The organism is Vaginella massiliensis, assembly GCF_900089075.1.
Classification (GTDB): domain Bacteria; phylum Bacteroidota; class Bacteroidia; order Flavobacteriales; family Weeksellaceae; genus Weeksella; species Weeksella massiliensis_A.
In genome coordinates, this window is record NZ_LT593747.1 from 278,206 (window position 1) to 302,668 (window position 24,463).

Annotated in this window: 21 protein-coding genes; 8 read left to right on the top strand and 13 right to left on the bottom strand. The window is 39.0% G+C overall.

Annotated elements, in window-relative coordinates; all coding sequences use genetic code 11:
* Positions 1-32: 32 nt before the first annotated feature.
* The 6 genes from fahA to gldJ all read right to left on the bottom strand — a co-directional run bounded on the left by fahA (position 33) and on the right by gldJ (position 7,482).
* The gene (fahA, locus tag BN8061_RS08700; protein ID WP_068598470.1) at positions 33-1,280 is read right to left on the bottom strand and encodes a fumarylacetoacetase; all 1,248 of its coding nucleotides are present in this window, start codon (positions 1,278-1,280) and stop codon (positions 33-35) included.
* A 96-nt stretch (positions 1,281-1,376) separates the two neighbouring features.
* Positions 1,377-2,507, bottom strand: a complete 1,131-nt coding sequence (gene hppD / locus BN8061_RS08705) for a 4-hydroxyphenylpyruvate dioxygenase (protein ID WP_068598472.1) — start codon at positions 2,505-2,507, stop codon at positions 1,377-1,379.
* A 28-nt stretch (positions 2,508-2,535) separates the two neighbouring features.
* A complete protein-coding gene (locus BN8061_RS08710) occupies positions 2,536-3,693 on the bottom strand; it encodes a homogentisate 1,2-dioxygenase (protein ID WP_068598474.1) in 1,158 nt (385 codons plus the stop codon).
* Positions 3,694-3,967: 274 nt separating this feature from the next.
* Entirely contained in the window at positions 3,968-4,501 is a 534-nt protein-coding gene (locus BN8061_RS08715; protein WP_068598476.1) for a hypothetical protein, read from the bottom strand.
* Positions 4,498-5,778 (bottom strand): UDP-N-acetylmuramoyl-tripeptide--D-alanyl-D-alanine ligase, encoded by a 1,281-nt coding sequence (locus BN8061_RS08720; RefSeq protein ID WP_068598478.1) that lies wholly within the window; start codon positions 5,776-5,778, stop codon positions 4,498-4,500. The genes BN8061_RS08715 and BN8061_RS08720 overlap by 4 nt, the downstream gene beginning before the upstream one ends.
* Positions 5,779-5,838: 60 nt before the next feature.
* Positions 5,839-7,482 (bottom strand): gliding motility lipoprotein GldJ, encoded by a 1,644-nt coding sequence (gene gldJ / locus BN8061_RS08725; protein WP_068598480.1) that lies wholly within the window; start codon positions 7,480-7,482, stop codon positions 5,839-5,841.
* A gap of 152 nt (positions 7,483-7,634) precedes the next feature.
* Here gldJ and porU point away from each other — a divergent pair, with 152 nt between their 5' ends.
* From porU to BN8061_RS08755, 6 genes are all read left to right on the top strand, one after another.
* A complete protein-coding gene (porU, locus tag BN8061_RS08730) occupies positions 7,635-11,492 on the top strand; it encodes a type IX secretion system sortase PorU (RefSeq protein ID WP_162270416.1) in 3,858 nt (1,285 codons plus the stop codon).
* A gap of 20 nt (positions 11,493-11,512) precedes the next feature.
* On the top strand, positions 11,513-12,685 hold the full coding sequence (gene porV / locus BN8061_RS08735; protein ID WP_068598485.1) for a type IX secretion system outer membrane channel protein PorV: 1,173 nt from the start codon (positions 11,513-11,515) through the stop codon (positions 12,683-12,685).
* 264 nt (positions 12,686-12,949) lie between these two features.
* The gene (locus BN8061_RS08740) at positions 12,950-13,396 is read left to right on the top strand and encodes a Fur family transcriptional regulator (protein ID WP_068598487.1); all 447 of its coding nucleotides are present in this window, start codon (positions 12,950-12,952) and stop codon (positions 13,394-13,396) included.
* 3 nt (positions 13,397-13,399) lie between these two features.
* The gene (locus BN8061_RS08745; RefSeq protein WP_068598489.1) at positions 13,400-15,061 is read left to right on the top strand and encodes an OstA-like protein; all 1,662 of its coding nucleotides are present in this window, start codon (positions 13,400-13,402) and stop codon (positions 15,059-15,061) included.
* Positions 15,062-15,072: 11 nt separating this feature from the next.
* A complete protein-coding gene (locus tag BN8061_RS08750) occupies positions 15,073-15,549 on the top strand; it encodes a hypothetical protein (protein ID WP_068598492.1) in 477 nt (158 codons plus the stop codon).
* Complete coding sequence (locus tag BN8061_RS08755; RefSeq protein WP_068598494.1) at positions 15,550-16,740, top strand: aspartate aminotransferase family protein; 1,191 nt, start codon at positions 15,550-15,552, stop codon at positions 16,738-16,740. It abuts the gene before it with no gap.
* 43 nt (positions 16,741-16,783) lie between these two features.
* Here BN8061_RS08755 and BN8061_RS08760 read toward each other — a convergent pair whose 3' ends face one another.
* From BN8061_RS08760 to BN8061_RS08775, 4 genes are all read right to left on the bottom strand, one after another.
* Complete coding sequence (locus BN8061_RS08760) at positions 16,784-17,110, bottom strand: single-stranded DNA-binding protein (protein WP_068598497.1); 327 nt, start codon at positions 17,108-17,110, stop codon at positions 16,784-16,786.
* Positions 17,111-17,341: 231 nt separating this feature from the next.
* Complete coding sequence (locus tag BN8061_RS08765; RefSeq protein ID WP_068598499.1) at positions 17,342-18,865, bottom strand: T9SS type A sorting domain-containing protein; 1,524 nt, start codon at positions 18,863-18,865, stop codon at positions 17,342-17,344.
* Positions 18,866-18,925: 60 nt separating this feature from the next.
* Positions 18,926-19,309, bottom strand: a complete 384-nt coding sequence (locus BN8061_RS08770; RefSeq protein WP_068598501.1) for a DUF3037 domain-containing protein — start codon at positions 19,307-19,309, stop codon at positions 18,926-18,928.
* A complete protein-coding gene (locus BN8061_RS08775; protein WP_068598503.1) occupies positions 19,287-20,072 on the bottom strand; it encodes a HipA family kinase in 786 nt (261 codons plus the stop codon). Before BN8061_RS08775 ends, BN8061_RS08770 begins: the two co-directional genes overlap by 23 nt.
* Positions 20,073-20,113: 41 nt before the next feature.
* Here BN8061_RS08775 and BN8061_RS08780 point away from each other — a divergent pair, with 41 nt between their 5' ends.
* Complete coding sequence (locus BN8061_RS08780; protein WP_068598505.1) at positions 20,114-20,827, top strand: SanA/YdcF family protein; 714 nt, start codon at positions 20,114-20,116, stop codon at positions 20,825-20,827.
* Here the strand turns inward: BN8061_RS08780 and BN8061_RS08785 are convergent.
* From BN8061_RS08785 to dnaA, 3 genes are read right to left on the bottom strand one after another with little or no spacing between them, the layout of a single operon-like run.
* Positions 20,813-21,526 carry an SAM-dependent methyltransferase gene (locus BN8061_RS08785; protein ID WP_317038985.1) on the bottom strand — a complete coding sequence of 238 codons (714 nt, stop codon included), beginning with the start codon at positions 21,524-21,526 and terminating at the stop codon, positions 20,813-20,815. The two genes, BN8061_RS08780 and BN8061_RS08785, sit on opposite strands and share 15 nt — an antisense overlap.
* The gene (locus BN8061_RS08790) at positions 21,523-21,972 is read right to left on the bottom strand and encodes a low molecular weight protein-tyrosine-phosphatase (protein ID WP_068598507.1); all 450 of its coding nucleotides are present in this window, start codon (positions 21,970-21,972) and stop codon (positions 21,523-21,525) included. The genes BN8061_RS08785 and BN8061_RS08790 overlap by 4 nt, the downstream gene beginning before the upstream one ends.
* Positions 21,973-21,984: 12 nt before the next feature.
* Positions 21,985-23,412, bottom strand: a complete 1,428-nt coding sequence (gene dnaA, locus BN8061_RS08795) for a chromosomal replication initiator protein DnaA (protein WP_068598509.1) — start codon at positions 23,410-23,412, stop codon at positions 21,985-21,987.
* A 485-nt stretch (positions 23,413-23,897) separates the two neighbouring features.
* Between dnaA and BN8061_RS08800 the strand changes: the two genes are divergently transcribed.
* Complete coding sequence (locus tag BN8061_RS08800; RefSeq protein WP_068599499.1) at positions 23,898-24,428, top strand: adenine phosphoribosyltransferase; 531 nt, start codon at positions 23,898-23,900, stop codon at positions 24,426-24,428.
* Positions 24,429-24,463 lie beyond the last annotated feature (35 nt).

The following is a 24,463-nucleotide window of genomic DNA, read 5'->3' on the forward strand; positions in this document are numbered from 1 at the left end:
CTTGAGTGTTTTTCGTTGGATGATGGAAAGGATTATTTTGCGGGTAAAATTTTCCCTGTAACCTCACCAAATCCAACGCGAACACCGTCTTTTTCTGCAAAGGCTTTCATTGTAATCGTATCGTTATCTTCGATGAATTTTCGTTCTTCACCGTTAGACAATTTCAAAGGGTTTTGTCCGCGCCAAGTCAGCTCGAGCATCGAACCGAACGAATTTGGAGAGCTTCCAGAAATGGTACCACTAGCATACAAATCTCCAACTTCTAAATTACATCCGTTTACGGTATGGTGTGCCAATTGCTGACACATATTCCAATACATGAATTTGAAATTGCTTTCGCAGATCAAGTTTGCCTGGTCATTTTCTGGTTGCAGATAGACTTCGAGGTTGATGTCGTAATTCTTCTCACCGTCAACTTTCAAATAATCGAGCACTTCGGGATCTTGCTGTGGCGATGCAGTTCTGAAGGGTTCTAAAGCTTCCAACGTTACCACCCAAGGCGAGATCGATGATCCAAAATTTTTACCCAAAAATGGCCCAAGCGGAACATATTCCCAAGATTGAATGTCTCTTGCCGACCAGTCGTTGAAAATCACCATTCCAAAGATATAATCTTCTGCATCTTTGGTTGACACTGAGTCTCCGAGATCGGTTTGTTTGCCTACAACAAAAGCCATTTCCAATTCAAAATCGAGTTGTTTCGATGGTCCAAATATTGGTTTTTCTGCATCGGCAGGTTTCGATTGTCCTTTTGGTCTGTGAATTTCGGTACCCGAGATGACGATAGACGAGGCTCTACCATGGTAGCCTACAGGCAAATGTTTCCAGTTTGGTAACAAAGCATTTGCAGGGTCTCGGAACATTTTTCCTACATTGGTCGCATGTTCTATGCTGCTGTAAAAATCGGTGTAGTTCGGAACGTGAATCGGCAACATCATTTCGACTTCTTCAAGCGAGAAAAAGGCTTGATCTTGCGTTTGTTGATCTTTCGCCAAATCAGAATTTTCTAACAAAAGCTCTTGAATTTTTAATCGCGTCGCTGTTGTTACCGATTTTCCCAATTCTATAAACTCATTAAGCACGACAGATTCGAATACGTTTTCTTCTAATTCTTCGATCGAATCGAAATAGCCCTGATTGTACAAATAAGACAAATCGATAATGGTATCACCGATTCGCGTACAGGCAGCAACAAATTGATTGTCGAAAACACCTATCCCAAAAGGGATGTTGTGAATACTAAAATCTGAGTTTGAATCGTAGGTTATGAATGATTTCATTTTAAATTTTTAAATGTAATGATTGGATAGTTTACTAATCTAAAAAGTTTTGCCAAGCGTTTTTAGACTTGGCAAAACCGGTATTTGATGTTCGAGTTATAAATTTCCTCTTCGGGCTTGTTCTTTTTCTAAAGCTTCGAATAATGCTTTGAAATTACCCGCTCCGAAACTTTGAGCACCATGTCGCTCAATGATTTCGAAAAATAAGGTCGGACGATCTTCCACGGGTTTGGTAAAGATTTGCAACAAATATCCTTCTTCGTCACAATCGACCAAAATCCCTAAATCTTGTAATTTTTTGATGTCCTCATCAATTTCTCCCACACGTTCCGGAATCATTTCATAGTATGCTTCTGGTGGTGCTGATAAGAATTCAACTCCTCGTTTCTTGAGTTCTGTAACGGTATGGATGATGTCTTTGGTTGCAACAGCAATGTGTTGTACACCTTCGTCTTCATAGAAATCCAAGTATTCTTCTACCTGCGATTTTTTAAGTCCTTCGGCTGGTTCGTTTATCGGGAATTTAGAATATCCATTTCCGTTCGACATTACTTTAGACATCAAAGCAGAATATTCTGTGTTGATTTGTTTATCATCAAACGATAAGATATTGACAAATCCCATTACGTCTTCGTACCATTTCACTACTGGTAACATGCGGTTCCAACCTACGTTTCCTACACAGTGATCGACATAGAGTAATCCAACATCGGTAGGGTTGTAATTTGATTCCCATTTTTCGTATCCTGGCATGAATGCACCTTTGTAATTTTTACGTTCAATGAACATGTGTACTGTTTCACCGTAGGTATAAATTCCAGACATTTTTACTTCACCAAATTCGTCTGTCAACGTTTGTGGTTCCATGTATACTTTTGCACCTCGTTTTGTGGTTTGTTCGAACGCATCATAGGCGTCATCAACCCAAAGGGCTAAAATTTTCACGCCATCGCCATGTTTTTTTGCATGCTCACATATTGGGCTGTCCGATTTCAAACCTGAAGTCAATACCAAGCGAATTTTTCCTTGTTGCAAAACGTAAGAAGCTCTATCGCGTACGCCTGTTTCTGGTCCTGCATAGGCTACCGATTGGAATCCGAATGCTGTCTTGTAATAATGGGCAGCTTGTTTGGCATTTCCTACATAAAATTCGATATAATCGGTACCGTTGATTGGTAAAAAGTCTTGTGCTTGTGCTATTTTTTCTGCAAATGTTTGTGTACTCATATTATTTTGTGTGTTTTAAATTATTTTTCTAGGAAAGCCAAGATTTGTAATAATCTGGATCTTCTATTGCTAATGCTTCCTCAGTAAGCATCAATGGTCTGAAAGGGTCAATCATGACGGCTAGTTCTTCGGTTGCTTTTTGCCCGATAGATTTTTCAACCGTTCCAGGATGTGGTCCATGTGGTATCCCTGCAGGATGCAAGGTAATCTGACCTCTTTCTACAGATTTTCTACTCATGAAATCTCCATCGACGTAATATAAAATTTCGTCTGAATCGACATTGCTATGGTTGTAAGGCGCCGGAATCGCAAGTGGATGATAGTCGTACAAACGCGGTACAAAACTACAAATCACAAAGCCTGCACCTTCGAAGGTTTGATGCACTGGCGGTGGTTGGTGCAAACGCCCCGTAAGCGGTTCGAAATTATGAATCGAAAAGCCCCAAGGAAAATGATAACCATCCCAACCAACGAAATCGAATGGGTGAGTGCCATATACATAGGGATAGATCAATCCTTCTTTTTTGATTAAAATTTTGAAATCTCCAAATTCATCAAAGGTTTCTAAATTTTTTGGTTTCTTGATATCGCGTTCGCAGAATGGCGAATGCTCCATCAGCTGTCCGAAATGATTTCGATAGCGACGTGGTGTTTCAATCGGACTGAATGATTCGGTGATGAATAATCGATTGTTGCGATCGTTGAAATGAAGTTGATAAATGATTCCGCGCGGTATCACCAAATAATCTCCATACTCGAATTCGATTTGTCCGTAACCCGTTTTCAAAACACCAGAGCCTTCGTGAATAAAAATCACCTCGTCGGCTTGCGAATTTTTGTAAAAATAATCAGTCATCGACTCTTGTGGAGCAGCCAACGAAATGTGTAAATCGTTGTTGACCAAAATAGGAACCCTCGATTCTAAATAATCTTTTTTGGGTTGAATATTGAACCCTTTGAGCGAGGTATGCTTGAGGTGCTTTTTGCGTGCTATTTTGGGTTCTACCGAATAGGGTTCATTGATCTCTTTGACCAAAGTTGGCGGATGACAATGATAAACCAGCGAATAGGTACTAGAAAAGCCATGCGTAGAGACCAATTCTTCTGCATAGAGGCTACCATCTTCTTTTCTAAAAACGGTATGACGCTTAGGCGGGATCTTCCCTAAAGTGTGATAAAATGGCATATTGTAATCTTATTTTTTGTGGTTCTTTTTTATTAATACTTTCTACACTTCACCTAGGTTCGAGGCAAGTCAAGTTACACGAAGGAGCTAAAAAGAGTATTGAGCAAATACTATTTTAGATAATAGCGCTGCTTTCAATTTGGTCATTCCTATTGTTTTTTGAGTCAAGCGTATCATAACGGCATGTTTCAAAATTGAAATCTACCAAATATAAAAAAAATAATTTGAATTTAAAAGATAAAAAAACCGCTTTGATCGAAACGGTTCTATAGGATTATTGTACTGCAAATTCTTTGTAAATCTTTAAGGAGTCTTGATATGACTTATTTACAATCTCCAACAGTTTAGGTTGTTCTGCTAAAAGGTGTTGGTATTTCGCATTGATTTTTTCTTTCAAACGAGTGTTTTTTAAAATTACCGATTTATATTCATTGTCATTTTTCACTTTCTTTTGATTCAATTCTCTGAATGATTTTCTGATTTTTCGAGCATACAATTCAGCAATATCAAACTGTAATTGTTTTTGAGCCAACATATCGGGGTCTTTTCTATTGATCCAAGATTTGGTCTGATCCATTCTGTTGACGATGGTATATCTTGGTACTTCATCTCCCTTTTGGCTTCTTGTATAGCTAAATTCGGTGTATAAATTGCCACCTGTGAGTTTTATATCTTTCGGCGCTTTGCCTTTAAAGTCATTATAATCTAATTTTTGATTTTCATTCCAAATCAAATATTGTTGTTGAACAAACGACCAGCAGCTTATTGCTACCATAAAAAATGCAATGAGTCGAATAATTTTAATCATACTATATTTTCTAACAAATCTAAGCGCATACCATGCGAACCTTTGATTAAAATATATTGGGTTTCGATGGGCTTTTGGGATAAGTAATTTTCTAATTCTAAACGAGTTGAAAATTGTTTTATTTTTTCATCCTCAAAAAATAGCATTTTAAAATGAGATCCGACCAAAAATATTTCATCAACATTCAAATCGATGGCTAATTTTGCGATTTTTTTATGATTTTCTAAACTTTCTTCGCCCAACTCGAACATATCGCCCAAAATCACAGTTTTGGAACCATTAAATTTAGAAAAATTATTCAAAGAAGCCTCCATACTGCTAGGATTGGCGTTGTAGGCATCCATTAAAATGGTGTATCGTTCTTTTTTTATCAATTGTGAGCGGTGATTGTTCGGATGATAATTTTCTATTCCTTTTTTGATGCGTTCATTCTCCACCTCAAAAATCTTCCCGAAGCTAATGGCAGCAGCAAGATTGCTCCAATTGTATTCTCCTGTAAGATTCGACTGTATGGTCAAATCTTCAAATTTTACAGCCAACAAATCGTTGGTGGTTTCTAGTAGTTTTATGTGATAATCTGCAGTCGTATTGCATGCAAATGTTATGGTGTCGATACCTTGTGTTTTTTCTTTTTGGATGGGATCTTCCGAATTTACGACTGCTTTTTTGTGATGATTTCTGAGGTAATCGTACAATTCAGACTTACCCTTAACCACGCCTTCGAATCCGCCAAATCCTTCGAGATGGGCGTGTCCAAAATTGGTGATGTAACCAAAGTCGGGTTGGGCTATAGAAGCAAGCAATTCGATCTCTTTTTGATGATTGGCTCCCATTTCGATCACCGCGATTTCTGCATCGGGTTTGATTCCAAGAATGGTTAGGGGAACGCCGATATGATTGTTGAGATTTCCTTGCGTATAATGAACCTTATATTTTTGTTGGAGTACAGCGGCAATCAACTCTTTGGTTGTCGTTTTACCGTTGCTTCCGGTAAGACCAACAAAAGGGATTTTTAAATATTCTCGGTATTCTCGAGCGAGATTTTGTAAGGCTCGCAATACATTTTCTACATAGACAATTCGGTCGTCTTCAAAATGTTGTTGTTCGTCTACTACAACCAACGAAGCGCCTTTCTCTAGAGCGTCTTGAGCAAAATGATTCCCGTTGAAATGCTCGCCTTTCAGGGCAAAAAAGATAGAGGCTGTTGGGATGTTACGTGTATCGGTTGTGATTGTTTTTAATTGTAAAAACGCTTCGAATAGTTTTGCTGATTCCATGGTGTAAAAATAAAAAAAACTCGAACAGTGTCCGAGTTTTTTTAGTTTATTCTAGCGAGATTATTTCGAACCTCTTTTCGTTCTTTTCGACTCAAAATTGCCTTTGTAATCTTGTGCAACGCGGAAACCGATCCAGCTTGTTGCTTCGGCTTGATGCAAGTATCGACGTTGTCCTGGATCTAGCCAATAGATTGGGTCTTTCCAAGAACCACCTTTTACTACGCGAACTTCATCAGAGATGTTGGTTGTTCTTGTTTGTGTATCTTTTTCCAAGATTACTTTTCCTTTTTCGTCAACTCTGAATTGGCGTTTTGGCGCGTTGTACATATCGCTGGTGTTTGCAACCGTCTCGGTAGTAACTCTTGTGTCCAACGATGACATGGCATCACCATCTCGGTAGTTGGTATAGTCGTATTCTACTTCTTTTTTATATGAACCTGGTAAACCTCTGTAAACCAATTTTCCATTGTTCAAGGTATCGAATTCGATGTCAGCTTCACCGTATTTTACGAAACCACCATTCGGGTCATCAATTGTGGTTTTGAATACGTTACCACGGAAGTAGTTGAAATCGTTGGCTTCGTCGTCTATCATTGGGCGATAAACATCTGCAGTCCACTCGGCAACGTTACCGTACATACCATAGAGTCCGAAATCGTTCGATGGGTATTTTTTCACATCGTTGGTAATTGCAGAACCGTCGTTTCCGTAACCTCCAATACCACTATAATCCCCGCGACCAACTTTGAAGTTGTCTAAGTATTGACCACGATGTTTACCTTTCACGCCACGCAGGTCGTTTTGTGCAACTTGTTTTCCTTTGTATTCGTTGTATTCACGATTTTCTGGTAAAGCCAAAGCTGCGTATTCCCACTCGGCTTCTGTTGGTAGGCGGAATGGTTGAACTTCTAACGAGCGTGTTCCACGATTTGCGTTCAAAATACGAGAGTTGGTGACACGATTTGGAATTTTAGATTCTCTTGCAATTCTGGTCGTGTCTATCGCATCTTGTACGTTGGTGTTGTTGTTTTTGTATTGCTCTGCGCTGAAGGTTTTATCTTTAAAGTTCCATTCTTCGTTTTGGTAGTAATCTTTACTCAAGATTCCTTTTTCCATCAATTTCGCTTCATTTGCACGGTCGGTTAACCAATCGCAATAGTTGTTGGCTTGTAACCAAGTCAATCCTACAACTGGATAGTAGCTAAACTCTGGTGACATTAAATAGTTTTCGGTAGAGAAACTATCTGCAGATAATTTGTTAGAAAAAACGGCTGGGTCTGGCAAAGCTCCTTCGTATATGGCTTTGTACATGGGTTCGTTTGTTGGGAAAACGACTTTCAGCCAAGTCAGGTACTCACGGTATTCGTAATTGGTAACTTCGGCTTCGCCAATGAAGAATGAACTCACTTGCATTCGGCGTGGCGAGTTGTTCCAATCTTTCATGACATCGTCTTTTACCAATCCCATAGTGAATGTTCCACCTTCTATGAAAACCATATTTTGCCATGGTTTTACATTGGGTTTTGTTTTGTTTCCGTTGAAAAACCATCCGCGTTGGTCGTTTACTTTGAAACCAGAGGTGCTGGTGAATTTTTTTGTTCCACCACCAGCTTTCTTTCCACTGCTGCTTCCACAACCGACGAAAATCATCATGCTCGCCGCAGTAAACAATACTGTTAATATTCTACCTTTTATCATTTTCATAGAATGCTTCTGTTCTAAATTCGAAAAATTATATGCAAATAAAATCAATTCAAATGAAATAAACAATTTTGATCTTGCTTTAGTTTAACGAAGACTTTTATTTTTTATTTTATAGAATGAAAATATATTTGACGAAATTTCGTTTTGAGGGTATGAGGAGAATATTTGTACTTTTTTTTAGTCTATTCGTTTTTTCGAATCTTTTTTCACAAAGCTTTACTTTACATTGGAAAGGACACCAAGAGGTTCCTTTGACCAATGGCGAGGTAAAATCGGTTTATAGCTTCGACAGCGACCAGAATTTTATGGTTGGCGAATCTTTTCGTCCTTATTTTATTCATACTGAAGTCAATAGTTCGCAGTTCGAATATCAGGTATCCGCTATTCAGAAAACCGAATTGAAAGGAAATGATCGAGGTTTTGTTGATTATTATCCAACCTCTTTGCGCGTTTTGCAACATCACTTTGAAGAAGGAAATCGCATAAATCATATGCTGAAGATTTATCCTTTTGTACAAGAAGGAAACAAATATTATAGAATTGATGGGTTTCGAATCGATAAAAAAAGTATTTCGAAAAGAAGCTCGAGGGCAAAAAGAGCCTCTACGAATAGCGTATTGAGTGCAGGCGATTGGTACAAAATAAAAGTAAACAAAACTGGAGTTTATCGATTGGATCGATCTTTTTTTCAGTCGAATGGAATTCCGACTTCGATAGATCCAAGAACGATCAAAATCTACGGTAATGGCGGTGCGCAATTGCATGCAAATCCGGGCGATTTTCGATACGATGATTTACAAGAAAATGCTATTCGAGTGGTTGGCGAAGAAGACGGAAGTTTTGATGCGAATGATTATGTGATTTTTTATGCACAAGGCGCGCATAACTTATATCGAGACCACAATACGACGCTCCAGAATTTATCGCATCGTTATCATCAGTTCGATGAAGACGCCTATTATTATATCACCGTGGGAGGTGATCGCGGAAAAAGGGTAACGGAAGATCGTATTGATGAAGCACCGTTGAAAAATTTTTCGAGTTTCGATGATTATGTTTTTTTCGAACGAGATTCGCTCAACATCAACGAAATGGGTAGGCAATGGGTGAGCCATCCGTTTTTCAACAAACCCAATCAGACTTTTGACTTGAAGTTGCGCAATCCGTTATCATCTTCGAATGCTTTTTTACGAGTAAGTGTAGTGGGGAAACTCGCTAAAAACAATACCATGCAACTCTCGGCTCTTGAGTTGAATGAGAATTTTCCGTCTTTTACCAATTCTCAGTTCGATCGAAAAGAAGTGCAATATGCCGTATCGCCTTCTGGGGCTAATTTCACGGTAAACCTGAATTATAACAACAATGCAAATCCGGCTGGTTTGGCATTTTTAGACAAAATATCGTTGGCTTATAAAGCGAATTTGAGTTTTGCCAATGAACAGTTCAATTTTAGATTTTTAGAGGAATTGGCAGCTGTCAATAGTTTTAATTTTTCGGGTATTGCCACCATCTGGAACGTGAGCGACCTTACCAATGCTCGCGAGGTGGTAGACAATAAATTCAGGCAAACAGAGGATTTTTTTAATGAGTTTGTCGCTTTCAACGAGGCAACTTTGTACCAAGATGTGCAGTTTGTAGAACGAGTGGTCAATCAAAACCTGCGTAGTCAGAAAGATGCGACGGCTGTTGTCATTGCGCCCGAAGAGTTTTTGGCAGAAGCACAACGTTGGGCAGATTTTAGAAGACGAAACGATAAAATTGAAGTGGCGGTAGCGACCACCAAACAAGTGTACAATGAATTCTCATCGGGTTCACGAGACGCATTTGCCATTCGCGATTATCTAAAATTTTTGAAAGAAAACAACAATCCCAACTTGCAATATGTTTTGTTGTTGGGAGATGCAACCTATGATCCTAAAAACAGAATCAATATCGGGAAGAATTATATTCCGACCTTTATTGGATTAAATTCATCAGATTTGAATACTACCTATTCGACAGACGATTATTATACCATGATTGGTGAGCAGGCACAAATTGTGCCAGCCAATCAGAACGATGTGGTAGAAGATTATATCTATCATGCCCGACATTTAGCCCTATCGATTGGACGTATACCAGCAGAAAATCTTAGCGAAGCTCGAGCGATGATCAGCAAGGTGATTTCGTATTACGAAACCATTCCAGGAAAGGGAACTTCTTTTGGCGATTGGCGTCTGAAAGTGATTACGGTATTGGATGATGAAGCAACGGGTAAAAAAGATATCGAAAATCCAAGATTGGATCGACAGTTCGACACAGTATTAAATCCAAGCAACAATGATTTAAATCCAAGCAACAATGATTATTACGTTGTAAAGAAATTGTATATGGACGGTTTCGAGCCAGAACAAACTTCGGCAGGAGTGCGGTATCCAAATGTAACGCAGGGTGTGGTCAATGGTTTTGAATTGGGTGCCAATTTCATTTCATATTTCGGGCATGGTGGTCCAAGTAGTTGGGCACAAGAGCGGGTGATTGCTTACGAAGACATCTCGAATCTCAGCAATTTCAATGTGGTATACAGCCGTTTGCCCATTGTTTCTACTATTACTTGTGATTTTACCGTTTGGGATTTGCCACAATATAATTCAGCAGGAGAAGCATTAGCCAAAAATCCGAACGGAGGCGCTTTGGTGATGCTCACGACAAATCGCCCCATTGGTATTGGGTATGGTCATGATATCAATGAGCATATCCTAAAAGAATTATTCAAAAAATCGGGTAATCAAAATGTACCAATTGCTGATGCATTGCGCAGCAGTAAACAAAACTATTCACCGCAATCATCCGACCACAAAGAAGTTGCCATTATTGGAGATCCGATGATCGCCTTGGCTCGACCAAAGTTAGACATTAGAATCAATTCTATAAAAGCCAACGGAGAAGAGGTTTCGCAATTGAGAGCGCTCGATTTTATAACCATCGAAGGAGAAGTGTTGAATGAAAACGATCAGGTATACCAAGGCTTCAACGGAACGGTCACCAACATCATTTACGAAAAAGAAATCACAAAACCATTTCTGCGCGTATGGAGTCCGGAAACCTTTAAAGAACAATCGACCATCATCTATAAGGGAAGTGCAAAAGTAGAAAATGGAAAATTTTTGATGGAATATTATATTCCGAAAGACATCAATTACGAAGTAGGAGAAAGAAAATTTGTATTCTACGCCCACAACAACGAGATCGATGCGGTGAAAGTAGAGCATTATAAATTGGGCGGTCTCAACGAAGACAATATGAATGATGACGAATTGCCACAAGGAAAATTGTACATGAACAACCTGAATTTTGCAAACGGCGGTATTACCGATCGCGATCCCTACCTGGTAGGATGCCTTACCGATAACATGGGCATAAGTGCAACAGGCGCATCTATTGGGCATGATATTGTCGCAACATTGGACGGAAATATCCAAAACTCATACGTGTTGAATGAATATTATGAGGGGGGTGATAACAATCCTTGTGTCAACAAAAATTTCAAAGATTATCAAAAGGGTCAAGTGGTGTATCAATTGAAGAATTTGGAATTAGGACAACACACAGTGACCTTAAAATTTTGGGACATCAACAATAATTCGAACACCGCTTCGTTAGATTTTGTAGTAATGGAAAACGGAAGTGGACAATTGCATATCGATAAGTTACTCAATTGGCCAAACCCTTTTACCAACAACACCTATTTTCATTTCGAGCACAATTGCGATAGTGAGTTAGAAGTGTTGGTGCAAATCTTTACCGTGTCGGGTAAATTGGTAAAATCCATCAAACAATATGTAACATCAGAACCCTTTAGAGAAGGGTATCGAACCAATAAATATGCAATTCCTTGGGACGGATTGGATGATTTTGGTGACAAAATCGGAAAAGGTGTTTATATTTACAAGGTTAATGTAAAAGGAGTGAACGGCGAGGTTTGCAAAGGAAGTGCACAAGCCGTAGAGAAATTAGTAATTTTGAAATAAAAGAGGAAATATTATAAAGCATGAAAAAATTTACCACAAGTTTAATGATCTTACTAGCAGGTGTTTCATTTGCTCAGAATGTAAATAATCCAGTGTTAACAGGTGCACCTTTTCTTCGTATCTCGCCAGATGCAAGGGCAGGAGGTTTGGGTGACCAAGGTGTAGCAACATCTGCAGATAATCATTCACAATATTGGAATGCTGCAAAATATGCTTTCAGTAAAGATTATTCAGGAGTAGCATTGACCTATACACCCTATATGAATAGTTTGGCAGATGATATCTTTTTGATGAATGCCACTTTCTTTACATTTTTAGGTGCTGAAGAAAGAAGTACCCTATCGGCGAGTTTGTACTACTTCAAAATGGGCGATGTTGATCTTTCGCAATTAGTGGGAGAAGACATCGTAGGTATGGGAACAGCCAAACCTAATGAATTCTCGTTCGACGTAGCGTATGGGCTACGCATGAGCGACAATTACTCTATGGCTGTAACGGGTCGTTTTATTCGGTCAGATTTGTTCAACGGCGTTAGCGACGGCACAGTTCAACCAGCCAATTCGTTTGCAGTAGATATCGCAGGTTTTTATGAGTCACCAACTATGAGCCTGAGCAACATCGAAGGTAAATTGCGTGCAGGATATCAAATCTCTAACTTGGGGCCAAAATTAGACTATTCGAACAGTGAAGAGAACGCTTCTTATTTGCCAACCAATCTAAGACTTGGAGTTGGATACGATTTCAAATTTGATGAGTACAACAAAGTAAGCGTTTCTACCGAATTTGCAAAATTGTTGGTGCCAACACCTCAATACGAATTAGACAATGATGGGGAGATTGTTCCAGGATCATATTACAGACCAAACAAAGGAGTTTTAGAAGGAGTATTCAGCTCTTTTGGTGATGCGCCAGGTGGCGGAAAAGAAGAGTTTCAAGAAATTACCTATTCGGTAGGTGCAGAATATTCTTACAACGATGCACTATTCGTTCGTGCGGGTTATTTTCACGAGAGTCCGTACAAAGGAGATCGTCAACACGTAACATTGGGTCTAGGGCTTAAATACAATGCATTCTCGTTCGACGCCTCTTATTTGATTCCTACCTCGAATACCAACAACGCATTAGAAAATACATTGCGTTTTGGTATCGCATGGAATTTTGGTGGAGAAACGCAAAATGTTTACGATTATTAATCATTATTCATATTATACAATTTTATTGTTCACAAAACAGTTTTCGTGTCACGCGAAAGCTGTTTTTTTATGATGGATGTTCAAAATTTTAGAAGTAAAGTTAACGATTGTCTGAAGTGTATTTTTCTAAACCTATTATACCAAATCAGCGTTTAGTGACAAACAAAGCTTGTCCAAAATGCCAACTACCCTTGCCAAAATCATAAGGTGCTAGGTATTCACGATTTACGGGAAGTTTACTATATTTACACAAATTTAGAAAGAGTGGAAGATTCAGTAAAAACAGATAATTACGAAATTGTAAAACAAGTATTTACAAAATTTTTAGAAGAAAAAGGACACCGCAAAACGCCTGAGCGATATGCCATATTAGAAGAGATCTACTATACAGATGATCATTTTGATATCGATATGTTGTACATCAAAATGAAAAACAAGAAATATCGGGTGAGTAGAGCAACGCTGTACAATACGATAGAATTGCTGATGGAGGCAAAATTGGTACGTAAACACCAATTTGGTGACCAACAGGCCCATTACGAAAAATCGTATTTCGACAAAAATCACGACCATATCATTCTTACCGATACGGGCGAAGTGTTAGAATTTTGCGATCCACGAATTCAGACCATCAAAAAAACAATCGAAGAGATTTTCAATATCACGATCGAGAATCATTCCCTTTATTTTTATGGGAAAAAGAATAGTTAACCGATGAGAATTTATTTCACCTTTTTGGTTCTATGCCTAGGCTTTATCATGGCTTTTGGGCAAGCTAAACCTGGGAAATCTAAGCTGAAGATTCTAAGCAACGAACGCATCGAAGTCGATAAAGACAAGTACAAAGGAAATCCTTTGCTGGTGGGCAATGTTGTATTGGAACACGAGGGCACAACCCTTGCCGCAGATAGCGTGGTCTATTACAGAGAAGATAATTTTGCAGTTGCTTGGTCCAACGTTCGCATCAATCAACAAGACAAAACGATTACGGCAGATTATGTAGAATACGATGGCAACACCACCATTGCCAAAGCCAAAGGAAACGCAAGGTTTACAGATCCAGCCAATACCATTACAGCGCAGGAGATGGATTACAATCGCACTACACAAATTGCCAACGCTCGTGGAAATGTAATCATGATCAATCCAGAACAGCGAATCGAAACCGAATGGATGGAATACAATCGACTTAGCGGTATTGCACGTTCTACCAGCTTTACGCGAGTTATAGGCAACAACGGCGATATTATAGAATCGCAACAGCTGATTTACAATACCAATACGCGGTCTTCAGATTTCGGAGCAGATGTTTACATCACCAATAAAGATTACCTTATATTCTCGAAAAGCATGTCGAACAACCAACAAACGGGGGTTACGACTTTTAGAGATTATAGTAAAATTACGAATCGGAAAAATCCAACGCAATACATCATTACCTCTAATGGTAATTTCAACAAAAATACGGGAGAGGCGAATCTCTATCAACAATCTCAGGTTTTTTCGGATGGAAAAATGCTCACAGGCGATACACTTTTTTATAACGAAAAAACGGGTTTTGGTCGCGGAAAGGGAAATGTTTGGATTGATGATCCACAGGAAAAACGATTCATCAGAGGCGATTACGCTGAAGCTTACCGATTTCTAGACTCGGCATTTGTGACGAAAAATGCTTACGCTGTGAGGGCGTTCGAAAAAGATTCTTTCTACTTGCATGCCGATACCTTGTTGGTAGTTCGCAGACCAGATTCTACCAGCCTTGTAAGAGCATTTCACAAAGTGAGATTCTTCAAATCTAACATCAACGGAAAAACCGACTCTTTGGTTTACAATCAGAAAAATGGCGTGTTGGAGTTGCTGAAAGATCCGATCGTTTGGAGTGGCGACAATCAAATTACAGGCGATGTGATTTATGGCTACACCAATACCGAGAAAGAAACCCTGGATTCGCTGTATGTTTTGGGCGCTGCTTTTGCTATAGCCAAGGTCGACTCACTCCAAGACAAAGAATTCAATCAAGTAAAAGGGCGAAAGATTTTGGCGTATTATCTCAACAACAATCTCGATTATGTAAGTGTAGAAGGCAATGCAATGGGATTGGCTTACATGGATGAAGAAGATCCGAAAACCAAAACCAAAGAACGCATAGGCATCAACCATTCTACTTGTGGCATCATCGAGGCAGATTTGGTCGGAAGAGAATTGCATATTGTAGCATGCCGAATACAATCGAACGGAAAATTATATCCCGAATCTCAATTTCCTGAAGAAATACGCTTCCTGCAAGGATTCAATTGGCGAGGCGAAGAACGGATGTTTCACTGGCGAGATATTTTCTTCGATTACGAATCCGCTCCAAAAAAAGATAAACCTTAACACAGAAATCCATGAAAAAAATTACATTACTCACTTTTATCGTGTTCCTGAGCAGTTGTTATTCTTATCAACTCATCGATCCGACCAAAGAAGTTGCAACATCTATGACCAAAGAAACACTCAATACCAACCCCAATATCAGCAAACGCTCGGCAATGCGGGCAGAGAAAATGGAAATAATGGGCGAAATTTCTAAGCCGAAAACAACCGAAACAAAAAGCGGTGATCTAAAATTATACATCAAACCAAACGGAATATACAAATTGACTGTACAACAAAAGCAGCATCATATTGTAGCGCAGAGTTGGATAGGCGATACCTTGGTAGCATCTCCAAAAGGCAAAGAAAAACAAACCCTCAAATTTCATAAGAACGACATCGATCAGACGCAAATGTACGATAGAAAATTCAGCAAGCGCAAATCCGACATCATTACGGTAGGCGCATATGCGGTAGCACTTGCTGGACTAATTTTTTTGATAATATAAATGAACGGATTAAAAGAACGATTTTTCAAATATCAGGCTCAAACCACCAATTTTGCTTCTGGTTTCGAAGTCGATTATGCCAAAGGTTCTTACATCTACGGCAAAGACGGAAAGGCGTATTTAGATTTTGTTGCCGGCGTTTCGGTCAATACGTTAGGACATTCGCATCCGCACATCAATCAAGCGATCAAAAATCAGGTCGATCGTTATATGCATGTAGCTGTTTACGGAGAATATGCGCAAGAAGAACCCGCAAAACTTTGTCAGCGACTTGTGGAGAACACAGCCGAAGGATTGGAGCAGGTTTACCTCGTCAACTCTGGAACAGAGGCGGTAGAAGCTTCGCTAAAATTAGCAAAACGTTTTACAGGTCGTCAACAAATCATATCATTTCACAAAGCCTATCATGGTAATACACATGGTTCACTAAGCGTTTCGGGAGACGAGCGAAAGAAAGCAGCCTTCCGTCCTTTGTTACCCGAAGTGTATTTTATTCATTTCAACGATGTTGATGATTTACAATATATTACCGAAAAAACTGCTGGAGTAATTCTAGAAACGATTCGTGGAGCTTCGGGGTTTAGATTACCTGAAAATGACTACCTGAAAAAACTGAAACAACGTTGCGACGAAGTTGGAGCATTGTTGATTTTCGATGAAATACAACCAGGTTTCGGACGCACGGGCAAATTATTCGCTTTCGAACATTATGGGGTCACGCCTCACATTTTGGCTATGGGTAAAGGCATGGCGAGCGGTTTGCCAATAGGCGCATTTATGAGTTCTAACGAAATTATAGGGACGCTAAAAGAAAATCCGCAATTGGGACATATCACGACATTCGGTGGGAATCCTGTGGTTGCGGCAGCAGCCAATGCCTTATTGGATGTGTTGTTGGAAACCGATATCATGCAAGATATCGAGCGTAAAGAAAAATTGTTTCGTACCCATCTGAATCATCCTAAAATAAAAACCATTCACGGTAGAGGTCTCATGTTGGCACCAGAACTTTCTTCGCCAGAATATGCTCTGCGCGTCGCTGCCGAATGCATGAACAGAGGGCTGATACTTTTTTGGTTGATGTACAGTATAGAAAATTTGCGCATCACGCCGCCGATCAATATTTCGGACGAAGATATCATAAAAGGTTGTACCATCATCCATTCGGTGTTGGACGATCTTGAGGAATAAAAAAATCGGCAAGTGAAAACTTGCCGATCTTTGTTTTTAAAAACTACAAAAGCAGCAATTCGTTTACCACGATTTCGGTGAAATTACGTTTTTCGCCTTTGGCGTCTTCATAATCGCGGTAAGTCAATTTACCTTCCACAGCAACTTCTTTCCCTTTGGTTAGATGTTTTTCTACAATTTCGGCAAGTTTGTCCCAAACGACCAAGTTGTGCCACTGCGTATTGGTGATTTTCTCTCCGCGAGCATTCACATACGACTCATTGGTTGCGATGCTAAAACGAGCTAACTTTTTGTTATTTTCAAAAACCTTCACTTCAGGAGCATTTCCAACGTTCCCGATCAATCTTACTGAATTTCTTAATGTTTGCATGGCGATAAAAATTTAATGTTATTGTGCTGCCAATTTACTAAATAAAATGATATAAATCAGTATTTTAACAAATTTTCAAGCAATCCTATAGCATTTGATGAAATGTTCGACTTACTGATTTTATTTTTAAGGTAGAAAATAGAGGTATAAAAAACATCGGTTGTTTTGGCGAATGCATCAACAACCGATGTTCAGAGTTCAATCGAAATAGTTAGTGTCTAGGCAGAGCGATTATTTTTTAATGAACTTTTGGCTAACTGTAGAAGTATTATTTTTTAGTTTTAAAATATATACTCCCGAAGCCAAATCAGCAACATTGATGGCTTTTTTGTTGGTCATTTTCGCACGTTTTACCATTCGACCGTTGCTATCGTAAATTTCGTAAGTGGTGTCTGTATTACTTAGCAAGCTCCAATTTACATTTAGTTCTTCTGAAGCCGGATTTGGGTAAATAGAAAATTCGGTTTTAGAGAAATCGGTAACTGCCAAAATATCGTTGGTATAGCGTGCAATGAAAAAATTTGTAGGGTCTACCATATTCGAGGTGTAACCCGATACTACAAGTTTGCCATCTGTTTGTAGGGCAATCGATGTAGCCATATCGCGCGTTTCCCCAACATTCGCAGTGACTTTACCTTGCGTGCCAAAAGTGTTGTCTAATTTTCCGTCTGCATCGAATTTTGCAATAGCAAAAACTTCGGATGTATTTTCATATCCTCGTCCCGATACCAAAATTTTTCCGTCGTCTTGTAACAACATATCGGTGATGTTGTTTTCACCATTTTCTACCCAGCGAACTTTAGTGTTTCCGCCAGTTCCGTATGTGGTATCCAAAGATCCGTTGGCGTTGAATTTTGATACCACAACCTCGTAGCGCAGAGGTCTTGTGTCGTAATATGAGTGGCTGCCAATATACATTTTTCCGTCGTCCAACAAGATTCCTCTTATTGCAAAATCGTGAGCAATGCCTATCGAAAGCATCATTGTGCCGTTTTCGCCAAAATTAAAATCGATATTGCCGTCTGCGTCATATTTGGCAAGACCTACTTTCCAATTGCTATAAGGATTCATTGCCATTCCGGTAACTAGAATCTCTCCAGTGCTGTTGACATGGATATCATTGACAGAACTCCATATTGGGAAGCTGGTGCGTACCCAGCCGTTTGTGCCAAAAGTGGTGTCTATTGTACCGTCTGCATTTACACGACCCATAGTAAATTGATCGTCTGCATCACCTGCAATGATGATTTTGCCGTCTGCTTGTAAATGAATCGAACTTCCTACCTCATTCATTCCATTGTTGTCGAGAACTGCAATTCCTTGATTACCGAAAGAAGTGTCGAATGAGCCGTCGGTATTGAGTCTCACCAATATAAGATCTCCGGTTGAATTATCCCATTGATATCCACTTAAAATAATTTTTCCGTCTGGTTGTACTATGCCATCTCTCGCAAAACTTTTCGGCATGGTTGTGGTAATGTTTAATTTTCCTTCGTTACCAAACGAGGTATCGATAGAGCCGTCTGCATTATAGCGGGCAACTGCCATTTTTCTGATGCTAGCAAATCCTGTGTCGCCCATTACGAGAATTTTGCCATCGGCTTGGAGTACGATTTTTTCTGCTGAATCGTAATCTGGACTGAAACTGTCTACTACAAATCCATTTTGCCCAAAGCTGCTGTCTAAATTTCCCGATTGTGCGTGCATCAAGATTGATGATAATGCAACTGCTAAATAAGTAAAAGTTTTTTTCATTTTTTTGTGTTATTTTTTTAAAGTGTTTAAAACTACAAATAAAAATTAAAATCTAATGGTCTAAATTACATATTCGTTAAATAAATGGTTCAAAGCTTCTTCCAAATCATTGGTTTTGCCCACGTGTGGTCGCGAGGTCTGGATCACCGAGCTTTTTACGGCAGTCAGCCACCGGAAACGTTCGGGCGAGACCAATTTGGCAATTTCGCTATTGTTACAACGCTGTTGAGCAATTTGTTGTAATCCCTTCAAATTATGTTCGATTTCATCTAAATCCAATTCGTGCTCAAAGGCATTGATTCGGTCGCGATTCAATCGATATTTTAGTTGAAGATAATCCGCTCTTTTAGAGAATAAAATAATCCCTACATTGATGAATTCTTCTCGTTCTACTTTGGGTACAACCCGAATTACCGCATACTCATATAAGTGATTTTCTGACATCGATTGCTGTATTTACAAAGTTAGACGAATGATTCAAACGGATTTTCAAAAAGTCTTTATACACCGATTTCATTTCTTCTTTATACTCGGGCTCATCATGGGTTTCCAGCCATTCGTAGGGGAGGAGATCAACAATTTTATTCAAAATTTCTCCAGATAATTTTGCCCGAAATTCTTCGTCTATCTCGTGTAATCGACTTGCTTGTTTCAACAATACATGATCTTTTATTTGCTCGAAATTACTGGTCGCATGTTCTTCCCAACCGTACCAAGAATGATGAAAATAAAAAGAAGCACCATGATCGATCAACCATAATTCTTTGTTCCACATCAGCATATTGGTATTGCGAAAGGTACGATCGACATTGGTAATAAAAGCGTCTAACCATACAATTCTACTCGCCAAATCTTCTCCAATCTGGTTTGCGCTTGGGTCGTAGGTGGTAGACCCAGATAAATAATGCAAACCCAGGTTGAGTCCTTGGCTGAATTTTAATAAATCCTGTATTTCTTCATCTGCTTCGGTTCTACCAAAATCTTCGTCTAAATTGACGAAAACTATTTCTGGTACCTTCAACCCCAAATATCGCGCGATTTCGCTCCCCAAAAGTTCAGAAATCAACATGCGAGGACCATGCCCAGCACCCTTGAATTTCAGTACGTATTTGAAATCGTCATCTGCTTCGATCAGAGCAGGTAAAGAGCCGCCTTCTCGCAAGGGTGTGATATATCGAGTGGTATTGACGGTGCGTATTTCTGGCATTGTTAACACGTTTTTATAATTATTTATAAAAATTTTAAAATTTGATTTTGACCTTAGGAAAAGTTTTTGCTTCCGAGCCCATGATGCAAAAGATTAATGATTACATACGTTTTTTTACAGACACTAAGTTAAGCTATTTTTTCAAAGCCATCACTTTTACACTTTTATTCCTCTTGGTAATCAATGGGGGAGTGAAGTTGTGTTCGAGAAACTATATTGTGCATCAATCGATTGCCTTGCACGAAGACGCCAAAGTGGCTGTTGTTTTCGGGGCGCGTTTCGAACGCGATGGGAATCCTTCTGTCATGCTGAAAGATCGTTTAGATTCTGCAATAGACCTGTATACATCGGGTAAAGTTGAATATTTGCTGCTGGCAGGCGAATCGTTAAGACCCAATTTGACGGAGGTAGATGTGATGGAAAAGTATTGCGTAGAACAGGGCGTGCCGGTAGAAAAAATCATCATCGATGGCGCTGCTTTGGATACTTATTCTACCGTTTATCGCGTAAAACACATTTACCGAATAAAGAAACCAATTTTCATTACGCAAGATTTTCACATGAACAGGGCTTTGTTCATTGGTCGGATGATGAATTTAGATTGTATTGGTTATACAGCAGATTTGCAGCCTTATAGAAGAGAGCATCATGATCGAATGCGCGAAATGGTGTCGAACGTAAAAGCTATTTTAGACGTGTCGCTCAATCGTATTCCGCCCTATGTCATCAAAGAACGCTCATCAATTGACTTGTAAAATAAAGATTGCAGGACGTTTATGAAAATCATATTTCCTGGTTTTCCATTCTTTTATGCTTTTGGTCACAACCGTTTCCGAAGGCAAAGTAAGGTCGCATGCCACACAAAGCAAGGTAGATGAAGCCAGTGTTTTGTTTAGATCTTCTATCAATTGGTTGTTGCGGTAAGGCGTTTCCATAAAGATTTGAGCAGTGCCGTGTAGAGCACTTTCTTTTTCTAATTGTAGAATTTTTTTCTTGCGCTCGTTTTTATCGATGGGCAAATAGCCATGAAACGCAAATTTTTGTCCATTCATACCCGAAGCCATCAACGCGAGCAGGATGGAAGATGGACCAACCAACGGAACTACCGGAAAGTTTACTCGCTGTGCTGCTTCTACCAATTTGGCACCAGGGTCGGCAACCGCAGGTAAACCCGCCTCCGAAATGATTCCGATGTTTTGATTTCGGCTCAGCAATTCCTCAATTTCGAGTAAATCTTCGCCTTCTGTATTTTTGTCAAGAATATAGATTTCGAGTTCAGCTTGTTTTTTTTCTGGACAAATGAGTTTGATGAATTTTCGGGCAGATTTTTCGTTTTCTACCACAAATAAATTTAATTTTCGAATGATTTCGATATTAAATGGTGGAATAGAACTTTGCGGATTTGCCTCTCCCAACAAACTGGGAATCAAATACAATTTTGCTTGCTCGATCACGATAATTTATATTTTTCGACGAGTCGATTGGTGGCATCGTCGATGAGTTGAAAAACATGAACAAAATCGCTTTCTCCTCCATAATATGGGTCGGGAACATCGTTTGGTTCGCCTAAAGCATCTTCTAAAAACAAGTGCAATTTGGACAAATGTTCTTCGTTCTGCGCCATTTTTTTCAGGTCGGAATAATTTTGCCCATCCATCGCAAAAATCAAATCAAAATCGTCGAACATCGCTGGAGTGAAATGTTGAGCGCGTTGTTGACTTATATCGACACCGTGTTGTTTTGCGACCAAAATAGATCGTTTATCTGGAGCTTCACCCACATGCCAATTTCCTGTTCCGGCAGATGCTACCTGTACATCATTGTTTACTTTATGTCGCAAAATGCCTTCGGCCAAAGGCGAACGACAAATATTTCCGAGGCACACCATCAAGATTTTCATGCTAAAAAAGTTTTAGAACGTGAGTTTTTTACTGATATCTTCGATATAACCTCTGAATATTTTATCGGTATCAGAGAGATTCGAAACCGTTTTGCAGGCATGCAAAACAGTTGCGTGATCGCGATTTCCGATTTTGTTCCCGATACTTTGCAACGAAGCTTTGGTGTATTTTTTTGCGAAAAACATCGCCAATTGTCTGGCTTGTACCACGTCGCGTTTTCGGGTTTTCGATTGCAATTGCTCGAGCGGGATTTTGAAATAATCACAAACGGTCTTTTGAATATAATCGATCGAAATTTCTTTTTTCGAATGGTTGATGAAATTTGCAAGTGTTTTTTCGGCCAATTCGAGCGTGATTTCTTTACGATTGAGGGTCGATTGTGCGATGATCGAATTCATAGATCCGATCAATTCTCTGGTGTTTGCTTTTACATTATCGGCAATATACTCCAATACTTCGTCGGGCATTTCGATACCATCTTTCACGATTTTGTGTTTGATGATGTCCAAACGCGTTTCGTAGTTGGGCATCTGCAATTCAGCATTCAATCCCCATTTGAACCTCGAAACCAAGCGTTGCTCAATATCGCTAATATCTACCGGAGATTTATCAGAGGTTAAGATAATTTGTTTTCCGTTTTGATGCAAATGGTTGAATATATGGAAGAATGCTTCTTGGGTTTTGGCTTTTCCAGCCAAAAACTGAATGTCGTCTACAATCAGAACATCGATCATTTGATAAAAATGTACGAAATCGTTTTGGCTACGATTGCTCACCGCATTGATGAACTGCATGGTAAACTTCTCGGTTGAGACGTACAAAACCGTTTTCTCTGGATGTAACTCTTTTATTTCTAGTCCTATAGCGTGACAGAGATGGGTTTTACCCAAACCCACGCCTCCAAAAATAAAAAGTGGGTTGAAAGATGTTCCACCAGGTCGTTTGGCAATGGCTTTTCCGGCCGAACGTGCCAAGCGATTCGATTCTCCTTCTATAAAATTGTCGAAAGATAAATTGTCGATCAGTTGCGAGTCTATTTTTATTTTTTGTAAACCTGGAATCACAAACGGATTGACCACCTTGCTCGTCTCCAAATTGAGCGGTGCATCTATTTCATTGGGTTTTACCTTTTCTTTATTGGTCGATGGAATTTTTACGGTATCGGGTCCGTTGATTTTATTTTTCTGATTGATCACAATACTGTAAACCAATTTTGCATCCTTACCCAATACTTTGTGCAAGGCACTTCTTAGAATAGCAATATAGTGTTCTTCTAACCATTCATAGAAGAATTTACTGGGAACCTGAATCGTCAATACATTCTCGACAAGCTTGATCGGTTGAATAGGAACAAACCATGTGTTGTAAGCATCCTCCGGAATGTTATCTTGAATATATGAGAGACACTTGTCCCAAACAGTAATTGCATTATTGTTCATTCTAAGTTCAAAAATTTACAGGTTAAACAGTTTATTGTAGCTTTATGTACTTGTCTTCGAGATGGTTGGTTTTTTCCATCTGTGCAGGCAAATATGTGGACAAAGTTTTAATAAAAAAAACATCTCAACTCTTGATTTAGACAAAAATAAATTGTATATAAATCTCGTTTTTTTGTCCCAATTTTCTTGTAATCGGCTACAGTAAATGGTTTGCTAAAGATACGAATTTTTTTATTCTCTTATAGTTTATTGATTTGTTGTTATAAGCCCTTGATAATCATTTGATATACTTGTTTTCAATCCCTTCAATTGATTTTATAATTTTTTTGTAATTATTTAAATATCAATTTTTTATAATGTTTATTTAAAGTAATTTATCAAAAATGTTAAAGTTTGTTTTTGACTTAATTTGTTAAATACACAAAAGTTTTATCATTTAAAATTTAACATTGCGTAAATTGCATTGAAATTAATCTTTTTTAATGATGAAAACCTTAGCTCAACGCATCGATGATACCTTGGTAAATGTAGCAGATTTTCCAAAACCTGGTGTGCTTTACAAAGACATTACTCCATTGTTTCTCAACCCAGATTTGTCCAACGATATCATTGCCGAATTTGTAGCAAGAGCCAAAGGTAAAATAGACGTTGTTTGTGGCATAGAAAGTCGCGGATTTTTGTACGGTATCCAGATCGCTCATCAGTTGGGTGTGCCTTTTGTTCTGATTCGCAAAGCCGGAAAATTACCTCCGCCCACGATTGCGCAATCTTATGATTTGGAATACGGTTCGGCAACAATCGAGATCAATAGTAATTATATCCAACCGCATGATCGGGTGATGATTCACGACGATGTGTTGGCAACGGGTGGTACGGCAGAGGCTTCGGCGAGGCTTATCGAGCAATGTGGAGCAAAAGTGTGTCAGTTCTCTTTCATCATTCAATTGGATTTCTTGGATGGCGTTTCGAAATTGAAATCTTTTACCGATGATATAGTGACGATGATTTCGTATTAATTTTTTTAGATCGCAGAGAAATAGTTTGTGAAAGG